The sequence below is a fragment of the Verrucomicrobiia bacterium genome (genome assembly GCA_036268055.1).
In the GTDB taxonomy this organism is placed as follows: domain Bacteria; phylum Verrucomicrobiota; class Verrucomicrobiia; order Limisphaerales; family Pedosphaeraceae; genus DATAUW01.
In genome coordinates this window covers 15,365-31,000 of sequence record DATAUW010000035.1, presented here as the reverse complement: position 1 = coordinate 31,000, position 15,636 = coordinate 15,365, and the positions used below count along the sequence as shown (strand labels likewise).

Here is a 15,636-nt window from a genome sequence, read left to right as displayed (position 1 = left end):
TAGAGGCCGGCTTATTTCTTCGCGGTTGGGGAATTGCCTTTGGACAGGAGGAAGGCCATGAGGTTATTGAAATCGGCGATGGGAAGGGCGTCGGAAAAATTGTCGGGCATGAGGGATGACATGGATTCAACGCGGCTTTGCATGTCGGATTTGGCGATGGAAGTTTCCTTGCCGGTGGCATCCACGAAGACGACGACGGCGCCTTCTTCGCGCCGTTGCAGGCCGGCAAAGACGTCGCCGTTTTTCAAGGTCACGGTGCTGTAGCGGAACGAGGGATCCACGTTGCGGCTGGGGTCGAGCACGTCTTCGATCAAGCGCTCCAAGCCGCGATTGCCGACGCCGTCGAGGTGCGGCCCGACGGCTCCGCCGCGATTGTCCATCGAATGACATACCATGCAATTCTGCTCAAATACTTTTGCGCCTTTGGCGGCGTCGGCTTTGGCGAGATCGAATTGCGCGCGACGCTGGTCGAGCAGCTTCTGGCGCTGGGCGTCGGCGGGCGGCAAATTTTTTGTCAGGGCTTCCACGCGGTTTTCGTAGTTGGCGGGTGCGGTGGCTTTCAGACGTTCGCTGATGCCGCGATCCTGGAGAACGCGCGGGGAAATTTTTCCGGTCTCGGCTAATTTCAAAAGCGTCTCCGCGCCGTCGGCGCCGGTGGCGAGGGCCAGCGCCATCTTTACCTGCAAGCGGTCGGGGGCGGTGCGCAAGGCCTCGATCAATGCGGCGCGCGCGGCTTCTGAATTTGCGGATGCCAGCGCGTGCGCCATGCTTTCGCGCAGTTCGGCAGGGCCGGCGGGATCGGCGGCGAGGCGGCCGAGCAGCGCGGCGTGGGCGTCGGGATTGATCGCCATCAAGGCCATTGCCGACTGGCTGCGGGTTTCAGGGGAAGTAGTGTCGTCGGTTACCCATTGCGCCAATTCGGTTTCGAACGCGGCGAGCTTGAAGGTTTTGGCCAGTTCGGCGACGGATTGCTGGCGTTGGGCGATGATGAGCGGATCGGCGGCGGGCAATTCGACTGCGGGGGGATCGAAGCGGCCCACGGCGAGCCAGGCGTAGGCGGTTCCCTCGTCGGCATCCACAATTTCCACGTACACTTTTTTTCCGGACGCAGCGTGCAAGTCCCAGGTGAATTTTTGAGCGACGTCATTGCGCGGAGGGGCGCTCTCGGCGAGCACTTCACCGGTGTCAACGGCGCGCAAGCGCACGGCGTTTTTTTTCTGCGGCGGTTTGCCGGGCGGGCCGTCGTGACCGGCCATGAAAAAGGTGAGTTGTTCGGGCGCGGTAAAATCCGGCGAGCGAAATTTGCCGGTGAGTTTTTCGCCGCTGGGGAGACTACTGATGAATAGCGAAGCGGGATCGCCGTCGGCGGATTTGCGCATTTGGAGGGACCAGGGATTCGCGCGGTTGGGGAGGCCGTCAACCGGGGAATTGTGCCAGGTTTCGGGTTGTGATTTTAATTCGCTGTCGAGTTGTTTGGCGATATCGCCGCCCCAATCGGCGAGTTGCGCCGGGCCGGATTCGTCGCCGCGTTGGGCGGTTCCTTTTTGCACGGAGCGAAACAAAGCCATTTGAAAATCCGCGTCGCCGGCAAATTTTTTGCGGGTGAATTCGACGAGATGACTGATTTGATCGGGCGGCAGATAACGCGCGATGTGGCGGAGGAAATCGGCGGAGCGCGCGCGGCTCTCTTCGTGATTTTGCAGGTGGCGCAACAGGAAATTCGCGGATTCGGACGAGGGCACGCCGAGGCAGACGTCCACGATGGCTTGCTCGTCGGCATCGCTCCATTGCGCGAGCGGGAGGCGCGAGAAAATGTTGGTGGCGAGCAACTGATTGCGCAAGGACATGCGCAGGACGTAGAGCAAATGGGTGTCGTCGGCGGGGACGGTTTCGCGGGCGTCGAGCAGCGGGCGAAGGTTGTTGAAATCCGGGTGGCGGCCGAGGGCGTCGGCGGCGGTGCGCTTCACGAGTGCGTCGGGATCTTGCAACGCCGCGAGCACGAGCGAACGCTGGCTGGGCAATGATCGGGTGGATGAACTTTCGTTGAGCGCGGGCAATTCTGCCAGGACGCGGGTGGCGTGGACGCGCAGGCGTGCGTCTTTGTCTTGCGCCGCGGACGCGAGGATTTTTGGATCGAGCGCGTTCAACCGGTAGAGCACCCAAAGGCCGTGAATTTTTTGGAACACGTTGGTGTTTGATGGGCGCATGATTCGCGTGACGGGCGCGATGGCGGCGGGGCCGATGCGGTCGGTCAATTCACTCATCGCGAGCATGCGGATGGTGAGGTTCGGGTTGCCGAGTTCGCGGATCAAAGTTTTGCCGGGCGCGCGGGAAATATCGAAGTGCGCGGGGGCGGGGGCTTCACTGGTGGCATTGGTGCCGCGATAGACGATGCGCCAGATGCGGCCGCGCTCGCGGTCGCGACCGGGATGATCGAGCGGCACTTCGTAATGGCCGATGATGCGATTGTAAAAATCGGCGACGTACATCGTGCCGTCGGGGCCGACTTGCAAATCCACCGGGCGAAACCAGGGATCGTCGCTGACGAGAAAATCCGGCTGCTGGATCGCCCACGGCGAGGAACCGCGCATTTCTAGGGAATCGCGATCAATGCGGCAGGTCATGACGTTGCCGACGAACATATTTTCGCGAAAGTCGGGCGGGAAATTGGTGGCGGCGTAATAAACGATTCCGGCGATGGCGGTCGAGCCGTGTTTGTGATCTATCATCGGCGGGGCAAAGCCGAGGCCGTCGTCGGGTTTGCCGAAACTGGGATAATAACCGCCGCGCAAAATTTCATAGATGGGCAGGGTTTCGCAATCGGCGGAGTAGAGGTTGCCGAGGGGATCGAAGATGAGGCCGAAGGGGTTGACGCGGCCCCAGGCAAATTGCTCGATGTGGGAACCGTCTATTTTGACGCGGTAGGTGTTGCCGGAATTGAGTTTGATGCTGCTGCCGTCTTTGGCGGTGAGGACGGAATCGTTGTTGTAACCGTGATTGGCGTAGAGCCAGCCGTCGAAGCCGCGCCGGAAGGAACTGGTCATGCCGTGAGTGTCTTTCTCGAAGCCGAAGCGGCCAAGAAAGGGTTCCTTCGTGTCGGCGTGGCCGTCGTGATTGGTGTCGGTGAAACGGTAAAGGAAGGGGATGCTGTAGCCGATCGCGCCGTCTTTGTAGGGGTAAATGCCGATGGGAATATTCAGGCCCTGGGCAAAGGTGGTGATTTTCGCGGCGTGGCCTTGGGGATCGAAGTCGGACAAGATTTTTATCATGTCGCGCGCGGGCTGGCCGGCGGGGGCGGGAAAGGGATATTCGCGAGATTGGGTGATCCAAAGGCGGCCCTGGGCATCGAAGGCCATATTGATGGGTTTGCCGATGTCGGGTTCGGCGGCGACGAGTTGGATTTCAAAACCGGGTGGCAGATGAAAGGCTTTTTGTTCCTGCGCGGGGGTGAGCGGCTCGGTCTTGCGCACGATGTCGGCGAAGGAATTTTTCGTCCCTTTGGCGGCGGGTGCGGCGAGAGCGGCCGCGGTGGCGGCGGTGAGGGTTAGGGCGAGAATGAAATGAGTTACTAACTGCGAACGGCGGCGGAGATTGATCATGTTGCTCATCCAGATATTAGAGCTGGTTTCATAAGGGTTGGCTGCATCCGCGAACTGTTATACATCAACGGTTTAATTTTTGGCACGTCGAGTTTATTTTCAAAAAAACTCCTGCTTCATCGGTCGCTGTAGAGAAGGCATCCGGCCCTACAAAGGCATCCCTCAGCGCATCTCGTTTCAGTGTTTTTTTACCGCCGCAAACACGCACTTAGCCCACAAAAGAAAAGATTCTGACTTTTTCACCTTGCACGCGTTATCATCATAAAACTCGGATTCATAATAGAATCGGCCTTCCCCTATTCGAGGTTTTTCAAAAAGACCGCGATTTAATTCTATAACCGGTGAACGCATCCCATCAATATCTGAGGATGATTTGGAATTGATTGCTTACAAGGCAAAAAGTAGCACACTGGAAAGATAAAATCAGTTCAAGGATTTATTTCTCAGTGAAGTTTTTTTAGCAGATGCGCCAAGACCGAAAGCAAAGATGAAGATTTTGCCTTTGGGCCTTTGCCCTCCTTAACCGTCCAATCTTTGCCCACGATCATCATCACGATGATGAGCACCAATGTTGTGTTGAAATCTGACATTCGCGACTGCTTTCTAATGGGGAAACCTGCGCGGTGGGGCTGCGCTCAGATTTCCACAAGCAGTTGATAACGTCAGTTATGAACAACTCATCTATCCGCCCCACGAGAACAAAACTTAACACTCTAAATCCGAAATTGTACTACACCGTTTCGCAATCGGCCGCTTAACACAGCCACGTATGGTCATGAAAGCTGTTTCGACTCTAAATCAAAACAAATAAAATTGCAAATTTTTGGGCGCTTCTGTGTCCTTCGGCTTTTTAAATTTAATCAGTTTGAAGATGAGGAGGGTGTCAACCGTCATCCAAATCGAAAAATGACGATGGCTCGGATTTTATTCGAAAGCCTGCTGCCGAGGGTAACCCAAATCATAGCCTTCGCGCGGCTATTTTCATAGGAATTGACAATTTATCTACGCTTCTACGTGCATTCGAGCGTCGGGTGATTGACAAATCGCGCAAGGGAACGAAATTGGCTGATGAAAATGAATTTTGCTAAGTTCGCTTCGATTATAGCGGTGTCATTTACACTTTTTCTTTTTTCAAACGCGGCTTTTGCCGGTGGTGATGGGTGTCACGGGAGCAGGATCGGAGGGGAAGGGCAAGGTGGATTGATGGGCGGCGGTGGTTGTCAGGGTGGGCTCACTCTTGGTGGTGGTGATGGGTGCGGAGGTGGGTTCGTTGGCGGGGATGGTTGCCATGGACCGTTGATTTAGTGTTGTTGTTATCCTGGCTTTGCATCAGGCGCATTCAGACGGATCGGACCTCAGACAAGTGAGGAGGGACTCTTTTCTCGACCGAAGTCAAAATTGGAATTTCTCGGAAGCTACGCCCAGTGCTGCGTTCCGTAAACTTTTTCTCAATGGTGCGGGATAAGTCGAATCGAGAACGCGTGATGGCTTTGAATATTGTTCTTTAGAATAGAGGATAGATGTGGTCGGCGAGACGCCGGTCACTGCACGCGGGACGTGTGCGTTCCCCGGGGAAAGAGATGATCGTCGCCTCCACTTGGACGGTTGGGCGCGATTTTAAGAACGCGCACATGGCAAAAATTCGGGTGATTTATTTCGGTTACGCGGGCACTTTCATTTTCATCAAATTCTTTCGTCCCGTTGCTGGCGGGACTTGAATTAGAAGTGAAGGAAGACCCAGCAATGAATTGCTGGGCTAAGGTCTGTCGTCCCTGCGGGACTTGGGACGGCTGCGCGGCAGCGCAGCCCTACCTTGCGCCAGGATATCAGTTGTCTCTGCGGGACTTGGGTCGGGTTGGCCGGGCTTGATCTCGGGACGGTGTCAAGATGGGCCGGGTTCAGGGCATTGGGCGTTGTGGCGGAAGAATTAGTTGAGGGCGCGTATTTCTGGCGTTCTTTCAAGAGGCAAAAAGGGGAAGGGTTCGGTGTTACGGGGAATCGTCGCGCTGGGAGGGTTTCGACTGGTCGGCTAATAGCCATCAATGCGTCGGGTTGCGAGAAACACTTGCCGCGTGGTAGCAAAATGCTACTGAGGCGTGTCCATGCGCGCGATTGTGGGGGAATGCGCGCGATTAACGCAGGTGGTTGACCTTGGCGGCGAAAATAAAATCGCAGACGGTGAGGCCATCGCTTTGATGGTCCCAGAGGGTGAGTTTGACTTTGCCCCAGGCGAGGTAGAAATCCGGGTGGTGCTGGACTTTCTCGGCGAGCTTGCCAACTTTGACGGTGAAGGCGAGGGCTTGCTTGAAGTCTTTGAATTTGTATTCGCGTTCGAGGTGGTGGCCCTTGATGATTTTCCAGGCGGCGCCGAGTTGGTGGGAGAGTTTTTTGATTTCGGAACGGGACAGCGGTGGGACGGGGCCCTTGGCGGGGATGCAGGGTTTGTTGGCGAGTGTATCCATGTGTTACCATGAATCTGGAATGGGGCGGAGTCAATGGTCGAGACGAGGTTGCCAGTAGTCTGGGTTGCGATGGAGATGTTTCACCGCCTAAATCACGATGATATCGTTTTCCAGCGTGTAATAAATGCCGTAAGGGAAGCGCTTGATGAGGTAGCGGCGGACATCGTCTTCGATAACGCGCCAGAGAGAGGGATTGCCGAGAATGACTTCGATGCCGGCTTCAACTTCGTCGGCGAAGGCGTCGCCTAAACCTGGTACTTGATGGTTGTAGTATCGGGCGGCGGCGATGAATTCGGCGAGAGCTTCGTCAACGAAGCGATGCTTCATTTTTTGAGGGCGGCGCGAGTCTGCTTGAGCGCTTCAGTTCCATCAATCAGTTTTGCTTTGCCGGATTGTACGGCAGCGCGTCGGTCGCGGATTTCATTTAAATGAGCCTGTTCGATGGAGGGATCCACTTTGCCGGCGAGACTGGCGAGAAGTTTTTCGACCAAGAGCGCGCGTCCGCTGGTGGGCAAATCGAGGGCCTCTTTGGCGAGCATTTCAACGGAAAGACTCATGTTGGAACAATACTATCCCATAAGGGTGAAATGCAAGAATCTGTTTACATCCAATTTGCATTCCCGGCGAGCCTGCGGCATTATGGTCGAGGCTGACCGGCTAACCTTCTCCGTGGCGGCTTGGAAAGAATCCTTTGATGATGATCGCAACCATTTTGAATCCGACGCCGCATGCGTGGTGGGATTTTGGGTATCTGGGAGTGGCGGGTTGTGTGTTCCTGGAGCAGATCGGGGTGCCGATTCCGGCGTTTCCGGCGTTGCTGGCGGCGGGGGCGTTGTCGGTTTCGGGTGAGATGAATTTCGCGCTTTGCCTGGCGATTGCGATTGGGGCATCGGTGCTGGCGGATTCGATTTGGTATGTGATCGGGCTTTCGCGCGGGGGAAAAGTGCTGAACCTGATGTGCCGTTTGTCGTGGCGGCCGGATACGTGCGTGAGCAAAACGAAATCGTTTTTCTCGCGGTATGGGACGCGGACATTGTTGTTTTCAAAATTCGTGCCGGGGTTGAATACGCTCGCGCCACCGCTGGCTGGGATGTCGAATGTGCGTTACGGCGAATTCGTGGCTTATGATGCGGTAGGGGCGTTGTTCTGGGCGACTTTGCCGCTGGCGGCGGGTGCGTATTTGAGCGAGAGTTTTAAGCGGTTGCAGATGCAGGCGCATTCGATTGAGGCTTACATTCCGTGGGTGTGCGGGTTTCTGGTGGTGGGGGTGTTGATCTGGAATTTCATCCAGCGGAAGCGTTATTTGAAGGCGTTGAAGGAAAGTTTGCAGGCGAGCATCAGCGTGGAGGAATTGAAGCGGATGCAGGACGCCGGCGAAAGTGTGGTGGTGGTGGATGTGCGGGATGAACTGGACGCGCGGGCGAATCCTATCACGCTCCCGCACTCGCGCTGGATTCCTCACGACACGATCGAGAATCACTTCAGCGAATTGCCGCTGGACAAGACAATCGTGGTGTTTTGCGACTGCCCGGCGGAACAGACGGCGGGCAGCGTGGCGGAGTTTTTGCGGGAAAAAGGCGCGAAGCAGGTGCGCCCCTTGGTTGGTGGTTTAAACGGCTGGCGGTCAAAAGGTTTTGAGATGGTTCCGATGAATTTTGATCCCGCGATCTGATTTGGCGATCACTCAACGCGGCGATTCGCCTTTGCCCGCGAATAAATTAGGCCGAAATTCGCTTTGACTCACTCTTGCGGTGAGGTATCCTCTCGCCCCTATTTGATTATGGCAAAATTGACCGTTAAAGATTTGAATGTGCAGGGCAAGCGCGTCCTCGTCCGCGTGGACTACAATGTTCCGATGGAAGAAAAGGACGGCCAAATGGTCATCAACGACACCACGCGCATCAAGGAAACCCTGCCCACGCTCGAATTGCTTATCAAACAAGGCGCCAAAGTGATTCTCGCGGCGCATCTTGGGCGGCCCAAAGGCCAGCGCGAACCTTCCATGTCCCTGCGTCCCGTGGCCGCGAAGCTCGCGGACATGCTGCATTGCAATGTCGCTTTCGTGGATGATTGTGTTGGCGAAAAAGTGGAGAACACCATCGGCGCGATGAAGCCCGGCGACGTGCTCCTGCTGGAGAATGTCCGTTATTACAACGAAGAGGAGGCCAACGATCCCGTCTTCGCCGCCAAGCTCGCCAAACTCGCGGACGTTTATGTAAACGACGCTTTCGGCGCCGCTCATCGCGCGCATGCCTCGACGGAAGGCGTCGCCCGCGTCATCGCGAAAAACGGCGGCCAATGCGCTGCCGGCCTGCTGATGGAACGCGAATTAAAATTTTTGGGCGATGAATTGGAAAAACCCGCGCGGCCATTCGTGGTCATCCTCGGCGGCGCAAAAGTCTCTGACAAGATCAACGTCATTGACCGATTGCTCGAAAAGGCCGACGCCATTTTGATCGGCGGCGCGATGACTTACACTTTCCGCCTCGCGCTCGGTGCGAAGATCGGCAAATCGCTTTGCGAACCGGACAAGACGGACATCGCCAAGTCCGCGTTGGAAAAAGCCAAGGCGCGCAATGTGAAATTCCTTTTGCCGACGGACAATATCGTCGCCACACCGGTGAAGACCGACAAGCTGAACAAAAAAGGCAAGCCAGTCATTGACTTGACGAATCCGCGCGTGAACAAGGACAAAGATATTCCTGATAACGAAGAAGGCGTGGACATCGGCCCCGACACCGCGAAGACGTTTGCCGACGTGATTCACGGCGCGAAAACGATTTTGTGGAACGGCCCGATGGGAATTTTCGAAGACCCGCGTTTTGCCGAGGGCACGTTCGCGGTGGCGCGTGCGGTGGTGGAAGCCACGCAGAAACACGGCGCCAAGAGCATCATCGGCGGCGGCGACAGCGTGAAGGCGCTCAATGTAGCCAAGCTCGGCGACAAGGTGACTTTCATGAGCACCGGCGGCGGCGCGAGCCTGGAATTTTTGGAAGGCAAAGTATTGCCGGGCGTCGCGGCGTTGACCGATAAAAAATAGCCGATATTTTCTGAAAGACCAATATGGATAAGGAACGCAAACTCATCATCGCCGGCAACTGGAAGATGCACAAGACCGTGGCCGAGGCGCTGTCGTTCGTGCGCGATCTCAAGCTGGAAACCGGCAGCGTTAAGGAAGCGGACATCGTGATCTGCCCGCCATTCACCGCGCTCAGCGAAGTTTCCAAGGTGGTGCTCAATTCCAATCTGCGCCTCGGCGCGCAGAACATGAACGAGCACAACTCCGGCGCATTCACCGGCGAAATCGCCGCGGGGATGTTGAAGGAATTTTCCGTCCGCTATGTGATCCTTGGCCATTCCGAACGCCGCCATATTCTTGGCGAGAAGGACGATTTCATTTGTAAGAAAACGCATGCGGCCCACGCGGCTTCCATCAAGCCCATCGTATGCGTCGGTGAAACTCAGGCGGAACGCGAGGCGAACCAGACCGAGGAAGTTTTGGAAACGCAGGTGCGCGGCAGCCTCGCCGGTCTTTCCAAGGCGCAGATGGAGGAAACCATCGTGGCCTACGAACCGGTTTGGGCCATCGGCACCGGCCACACGGCCACGCCCGCGCAGGCGCAGAAGGAACATCAATTCATTCGCAAGCTGCTTGCGAGTATTTTTGATGAAACTGTCGCCCGCCGCGTGCGCATCCAATATGGTGGCAGCGTCAAACCCGCGAATGCGCGTGAACTGATGAGCCTGCCCGACGTGGACGGCGCGCTGGTCGGCGGCGCTTCGCTTGAAGCCCGCAGTTTTGCTGATATTATCAAGAATTCGATTTAACCGTTAACTGACTCAAAGCTATGACTATTTTGACTGTGCTATTTACATTATTGTTGCTGGTGGATTGTGTGTTCCTCGGACTGCTGATCCTGATTCAACTGCCCAAGAAGGAAGCCGGCGCGGGGGTGGCATTCGGCGGCGGCACCACGGACGCGCTGTTCGGCGCGGGTTCCGGCACGGCGCTGACCAGTCTCACCAAATACGCTTCGGCCGCATTTTTTGTATTGGTGTTCGTGCTTTCGGTCTTGAACACGCACGCGAGCCATTCGAGTGCGGACGCCCTCAAGCGCTCGCTCGAAAAACAATCGGCCCTGCCGCCGGTTTCAACGACTGCTCCGGCGCCGTCCTCGACTCCGGCGCCCGCACCCGCGAGCAGCGCCGCCCCAGCGATGCCGCTGATGATTTCCACCAACGGCGCCGCGCCAACCAATCACCCGGCCAAATAATCACGGATGAATTTGCCGACGAACCCGCCTCTGCCACGGAGGAGGTTTCGTCGCATACCGAAGGCTGCCGCGCTGTTGGTTTGCGGCTTCAGCCTGCTCTTCACGGATTGCGTCCGGCGTGAACCGCGCGCGGACATCGTCATTGTCAACGGCATCGAACCCGAAACGCTCGACCCCGCGCTGGTGTTGGGCGTCTCCGAGGGAAGAATTGTTTCCGGGCTGTTCGAGGGTTTGACGCGCGTGAATCCCAAGACCGCGCTGCCCGACCCGGGACTCGCTTCGCATTGGGAAATTTCACCGGACGGCCGCATCTACACATTCCATCTCCGTACAAATCTCGTCTGGTCCACCGGCGAACCTATCACCTCGGCAGACGTCGTCTATTCGTGGATTCGCGCGTTGAAACCGGAAACCGCCAGCGAATACGCCGGACAACTTTTCTACCTCAAGAACGCCGAGGATTTTAACTCGGGCAAAATCAAAGACCCGAACCTGGTCGGCGTACATGCGATTGATCCCTACACGGTGCGGGTGGAACTCACCAATCCCACCGCGTTTTTTCTCGATCTGTGCGCCTTTCCCACTCTCGAAGTCGTGCCGCGGCAGACGATTGAAAAGTACGGTGACAAATGGATCATGGCCAAGCCGCTGCCTTCAAGCGGTCCTTACGAAATGATGTTCTGGCACCTCAACGACCGGATCCGCTTGCGGAAAAATCCGCGTTACTGGGACGCTGCGAACACCCGGATCGAGGTGGCGGATTTTCTGCCGCTGGGTTCGCCGATCACAGCGTTGAATCTTTACGAAACCGGCGGTGTGGACCTGGTGTGGGACAAGGACCTCGTGCCGACGGAATTGCTCGACGTGCTGATGAAGCGCCCCGACTTTCACAGCTACACGATTCTCGGGACTTATTTCATCCGCTGCAACACGACGCGGAAACCGTTCAACGACGTGCGGGTGCGGCAGGCGCTCGGCTACGCGATTGACCGCGAGCGCATCACCAAAAAAATCACGCGCGCGGGCGAAGTGCCCGCCACGCATTTCACGCCGCCGGGCATTGGTCATTATCACGCGCCGGAAGGCTTGGGTTACGATCCCGACAAGGCGCGCAAGCTCCTCGCCGAGGCGGGTTATCCGGGCGGCAAAGGTTTTCCGCGTTTCACTTATATGTTCAACGCTTCCGCCGGCGGCGCATCGCTGATCCACGCGAAGATCGCGGTGGAACTGCAACAGATGTGGCGTGACACACTGGGCATTGACATGGAATTGCGGCAGGTGGAATGGAAAGTCTATCTCTCCGACGAAAACAAACTCGACTATGATACGAGCCGCGATAGTTGGATCGGCGATTACAACGACCCCGACACCTTTCTCAATTTGTTTATGACCGACGGCGGCAACAACCGCACCGGCTGGGGCGATCCGCATTACGACGATTTGATCCGCTCCGCCGACAAGGAAAACGACCCGGCGAAGCGGCAGAAGTATTTGTATGAGGCGGAAAGCATCCTCCTCACAAACGGCCCGGTCATCCCGATTTTTTATTACGTGGGTTTCAATTATTACCACACGAACATCATCCACGGCATCTACGAGAACGTGCTCGACAACCATCCGCTGAACGCGATTTGGAAAACGCCGGCCACCCCAACCAAACATTGACATGTATTTTTTGCGACGCCTGCTCATGTCCATCCCGTTGTTGCTGGTGATCAGCTTTCTCTCGTTCGGGTTGCTGCATCTCGCGCCGGGCGGGCCGTTCGACCGCGACCGCAAACCCGCCACGCCCGATGTCGAGCGCAACATCAAACGTAAATATCACCAGGACGATCCGTTCTGGAAACAATACCTGCGCTACCTCGGCGTCGGTTACGACCGCGAGGCGAATGGAAAAATCCACTGGTTCGAGGGCGGATTGATCCGCGGCGATTTCGGACCCTCGTATATTTATCGCGATCACACCGTCAACGACATCATCGTCCAGGGCTTGCCGGTTTCGCTGTCGCTGGGGTTCATGGCCTTTGGATTCGCGCTGGGCATCGGGTTGCCGCTGGGATTTTTTACCGCGGTGCAGCGCGGCAAATGGGGCGATTATGCGGGAAGTTTTTTTGCGGTGCTCGTCGTGTGCATTCCTGGGCTCGTGATCGGGCCGGTGCTCGTCGTGGTGTTCGCGATTCATTTCCGCTGGTTCCCGGTCGCGCTGTGGGAAACGCCGTGGCACGCGGTGTTGCCGATGATTGCGCTCGGGCTGTATTTCGCGGGGCGCGTCGCGCGCCTGATGCGCGAGGGCATGCTGAACGTGATGCAATCGGAATTCATCACCGCCGCGCGCGCCAAAGGCATGAGCGAAACCACGCTGCTGCTCAAGCACGGCGTCCGCATCGCGATCTTGCCGGTCCTGTCTTATTCCGGCCCGCTGCTCGCGGACCTGTTGACGGGCTCGTTCGTCATCGAAAATATTTTTCAAATTCCCGGCCTCGGCACCCCAATCGTGAACGGCTCCCTCAACCGCGATTATCCCGTCGTCGTCGGGCTCGTGATTCTTTATGCCGTTTTGTTGATTGCGTTGAACCTGCTCGTGGACCTCGCCTACATGATGCTCGACCGGAGGGTGAAGTATGAGTGAGCCGGCCACGACACCCGCGCCCGAAATCGCGCAAAGCCCGGCGGTCAAGCATCTCAGCCTGAACGAAAAGGCGTGGCGTCGCTTCAAGCGGCATCGCCCGGCGGTGATCAGCGCGTGGTTTTTGCTGGCGTTGATAATCGTGGTGCTCGCGTGGCCGCTGGTTTTGAAAACGGCGCAGATGAGCGGGGCAAAAGGAAAAGCGTTCGCGATGAAATACGATCCCGATACTTTATCCGACGAATCCTTCGTGCCGCCGAGTTGGGAACATTGGTGCGGGACGGACGTGCATGGGCGCGATTTATTGTCCCGCATTCTTTACGGCGCGCAGGTGTCGCTGCTGGTGGGCGCGGTCGGGGCGAGCGTGAGCTTGATCATCGGCGTGTTGTGGGGCGCGATCGCGGGTTACCTCGGCGGACGCTGGGACGACGTGCTGATGCGCATCGTGGACGTGTTGTATTCGCTGCCCTCGATTATTTTTGTGATTGTGCTCATCACGACGCTGGAGGGGCGCGTTAAAAACCTCATAGACTATTTCAATTCACCCGCGCTGTCGGATCTCACGCGCTTGCTTTTTCTGTTCATCGGACTCGGCGCGGTTTCATGGCTCAACATGGCGCGCATTGTTCGCGGGCAAGTGTTGAGTTTGCGGCAACGCGCGTTTGTCGAGGCGAGTCGCACGATGGGCGCGGGGCATCGGCACATCCTGGCGCGTCATATTCTGCCGAATGTTTTTGGTGTCGTGATCGTTTATCTCACGCTCACCGTGCCCGCGATCATCCTCTACGAATCCTTTCTCAGCTATCTCGGTTTGGGCATCCAGCAACCGATGGCAAGTTGGGGCTCGCTCATCGCCGAAGGCGCGGGACAGATCAATATCATCCGCGTCTATTGGTGGCTGCTTGTGTTTCCCGGCCTGGCTTTGGTGTCGTCGCTGCTCGCGCTGAATTTTCTCGGCGATGGCTTGCGCGAAGCGTGGGATGTGCGCGCCGACCGCTAAGCTTACTGTAACGAAATGCCGATGCGATAAAACTGCTGCGGCGCGGCGGTGTTCGTATCCGTGAAACTCACCTGCGAACTATTCGTCACCGGCGTGACCGCGAGATTCGTCAACGATTGCCACACGCCGCTTTCCAAATCTGTGGTGACTTGTGGCGTGTAAGTGCGCCCAATCATCGCCGGGCCAAAAGCGAGCGTGGTTCCCGCAGATAAATTTGTGCCGGGCGTTATTTGAAAAGTGAACACGGACGCCGGGTTGGTCGGATTCAACCCCGCGACGAATTTGAAATAATTATTTTGCCCGGTGCCGTCGCCATCGGCATTCGTCTGCGCCTGCGCACAATTCGTGCAGCCGAAATATTGCAACTGCCATGCCTGATAAGGCGCTGGATCAGGCACGGTGACCGTATAATCCGCCACCACGGGCAAATGATCACTGGCATTCGTCAGATCGTGATAAAGCGTCGCCGCGGTGATCGGCGAACCCGCGGGAATGCTGGAGTTCAAAGCCGAGTCCGAAGTGCTGACGTTTCCCTGGAACGGCGTGGAACCATTATTGCCAAACACATGATACGTGTTCGTGACCAGCGATAACCCGCCCGGCACTCCAAAGAAAACATTGCTCGTCATGATTTGAAAATCATCGCGGTAACGCAGGTCGGTGGTGGATTCGGTTTTCAACGCGAGCAGGGTGCTGGTTCCCCAATTCACATTGGTGCTGCCGGTGGGATTGGAAAAATCGTAACCGCCGCCTTGCGCGATGCCGCTGGGCGAATTTGTCGCGAGGATCGTGATATAGGAAGCTTCGCCCGAAGTTGTCACATTGTAATCTCCGACATACACCACACGCGCGTTGGCCGGCAGGCTGGCCGCTTCATCGTTGCGAATGATCACCGCCTCTTTGCCGCGCGAAGTCAGGTCGGACGCCGTCGTGCCGGACTTATAGTGACTCACATAAATATAAAATACGTTCGAGGCTGCGGGAGTAACTCCCGCCGGGGCGAATTCGTAACGCATCACCTGGCGATACTCGCCGCTGCTCGAACCGAGCGAACCGCTCGTGGGATTGACAGGAACCGACGCCACGAGTTGAACCGTCGCGGTGTTATAGGCAATCGCATTGGGGCCATTGCCGTCGGCGGTGTCGCCACCACTCTCCGTCGCTTGAAACGTGCTTAAGGCATAACGGTTGGTGCCATAAAAAGCATTCAGGCCATTCACGATCGGCTGCACTGTGACGGGATTGCTGGTCGTTTCTTCAAGAGCAATGATGTCGAGCGGTTGTGCATGTTTATCTGTGCCGAGAGTTTCTTCGCCGATGCCTTCAAGGACGCCGCCGAGCAAAACATTCGTGCTGCCAAACGGCGTGATCAACCCGGGCAGCGGCGCAGTCGCGCCATTGATGTCGTCTTCAATGTTATAAGTGACGATGCGTAATCGAACATCATGCGCGAAGGCGGTGGCAGCTATGCCGCAGGTGCAGAACAATGCGAGACAAAAGGAAAGAACCCGGCGGGCAATTACGACATTCATGAATAATAATCTTCAGTATTATTAACTGCGCTAAAGCCGCGAAAGTCAATCGCATAGCGTTCGATGAAGAAGATTTAATGTGAAAGTCTATGACCGCCGGATGGTTGGGTTCCGGCGGCCATAGAGTCGCAGCGGGGAGAATC

The 15,636-nt window shown here is 56.8% G+C and carries 13 protein-coding genes; 7 read left to right on the top strand and 6 right to left on the bottom strand.

Going from position 1 to position 15,636, the window contains the following annotated elements:
* Positions 1 to 11: 11 nt before the first annotated feature.
* The 5 genes from VH413_18175 to VH413_18155 form a co-directional block, all read right to left on the bottom strand.
* On the bottom strand, positions 12 to 3,608 hold the full coding sequence (locus VH413_18175) for a PVC-type heme-binding CxxCH protein (protein HEX3800626.1): 3,597 nt from the start codon (positions 3,606 to 3,608) through the stop codon (positions 12 to 14).
* Between the two features lie 1,122 nt (positions 3,609 to 4,730).
* Positions 4,731 to 4,889 carry a hypothetical protein gene (locus tag VH413_18170; GenBank protein HEX3800625.1) on the bottom strand — a complete coding sequence of 53 codons (159 nt, stop codon included), beginning with the start codon at positions 4,887 to 4,889 and terminating at the stop codon, positions 4,731 to 4,733.
* Between the two features lie 842 nt (positions 4,890 to 5,731).
* Positions 5,732 to 6,061: a 4a-hydroxytetrahydrobiopterin dehydratase gene (locus VH413_18165; protein HEX3800624.1), complete on the bottom strand. Its 330-nt coding sequence runs from the start codon at positions 6,059 to 6,061 to the stop codon at positions 5,732 to 5,734.
* A gap of 87 nt (positions 6,062 to 6,148) precedes the next feature.
* Positions 6,149 to 6,388 carry a type II toxin-antitoxin system RelE/ParE family toxin gene (locus VH413_18160; protein HEX3800623.1) on the bottom strand — a complete coding sequence of 80 codons (240 nt, stop codon included), beginning with the start codon at positions 6,386 to 6,388 and terminating at the stop codon, positions 6,149 to 6,151.
* Positions 6,385 to 6,618, bottom strand: a complete 234-nt coding sequence (locus VH413_18155) for an addiction module protein (protein ID HEX3800622.1) — start codon at positions 6,616 to 6,618, stop codon at positions 6,385 to 6,387. Before VH413_18155 ends, VH413_18160 begins: the two co-directional genes overlap by 4 nt.
* 137 nt (positions 6,619 to 6,755) lie before the next feature.
* Between VH413_18155 and VH413_18150 the strand changes: the two genes are divergently transcribed.
* From VH413_18150 to VH413_18120, 7 genes are all read left to right on the top strand, one after another.
* Positions 6,756 to 7,733, top strand: coding sequence for a VTT domain-containing protein (locus VH413_18150; protein ID HEX3800621.1), 978 nt, complete (start codon positions 6,756 to 6,758; stop codon positions 7,731 to 7,733).
* A 108-nt stretch (positions 7,734 to 7,841) separates the two neighbouring features.
* Positions 7,842 to 9,101, top strand: coding sequence for a phosphoglycerate kinase (locus VH413_18145; GenBank protein ID HEX3800620.1), 1,260 nt, complete (start codon positions 7,842 to 7,844; stop codon positions 9,099 to 9,101).
* 23 nt (positions 9,102 to 9,124) lie between these two features.
* The gene (tpiA, locus tag VH413_18140; protein ID HEX3800619.1) at positions 9,125 to 9,889 is read left to right on the top strand and encodes a triose-phosphate isomerase; all 765 of its coding nucleotides are present in this window, start codon (positions 9,125 to 9,127) and stop codon (positions 9,887 to 9,889) included.
* Positions 9,890 to 9,909: 20 nt separating this feature from the next.
* Entirely contained in the window at positions 9,910 to 10,335 is a 426-nt protein-coding gene (gene secG / locus VH413_18135; protein ID HEX3800618.1) for a preprotein translocase subunit SecG, read from the top strand.
* Between the two features lie 6 nt (positions 10,336 to 10,341).
* On the top strand, positions 10,342 to 12,000 hold the full coding sequence (locus tag VH413_18130; GenBank protein HEX3800617.1) for a peptide ABC transporter substrate-binding protein: 1,659 nt from the start codon (positions 10,342 to 10,344) through the stop codon (positions 11,998 to 12,000).
* Between the two features lies 1 nt (position 12,001).
* Positions 12,002 to 12,964, top strand: a complete 963-nt coding sequence (locus VH413_18125; protein HEX3800616.1) for an ABC transporter permease — start codon at positions 12,002 to 12,004, stop codon at positions 12,962 to 12,964.
* On the top strand, positions 12,957 to 13,961 hold the full coding sequence (locus VH413_18120; protein HEX3800615.1) for an ABC transporter permease: 1,005 nt from the start codon (positions 12,957 to 12,959) through the stop codon (positions 13,959 to 13,961). Before VH413_18125 ends, VH413_18120 begins: the two co-directional genes overlap by 8 nt.
* 2 nt (positions 13,962 to 13,963) lie before the next feature.
* On the opposite strand, the gene VH413_18115 is transcribed toward VH413_18120, so the two are convergent.
* Positions 13,964 to 15,493 carry a hypothetical protein gene (locus VH413_18115; protein ID HEX3800614.1) on the bottom strand — a complete coding sequence of 510 codons (1,530 nt, stop codon included), beginning with the start codon at positions 15,491 to 15,493 and terminating at the stop codon, positions 13,964 to 13,966.
* Positions 15,494 to 15,636: the final 143 nt, after the last annotated feature.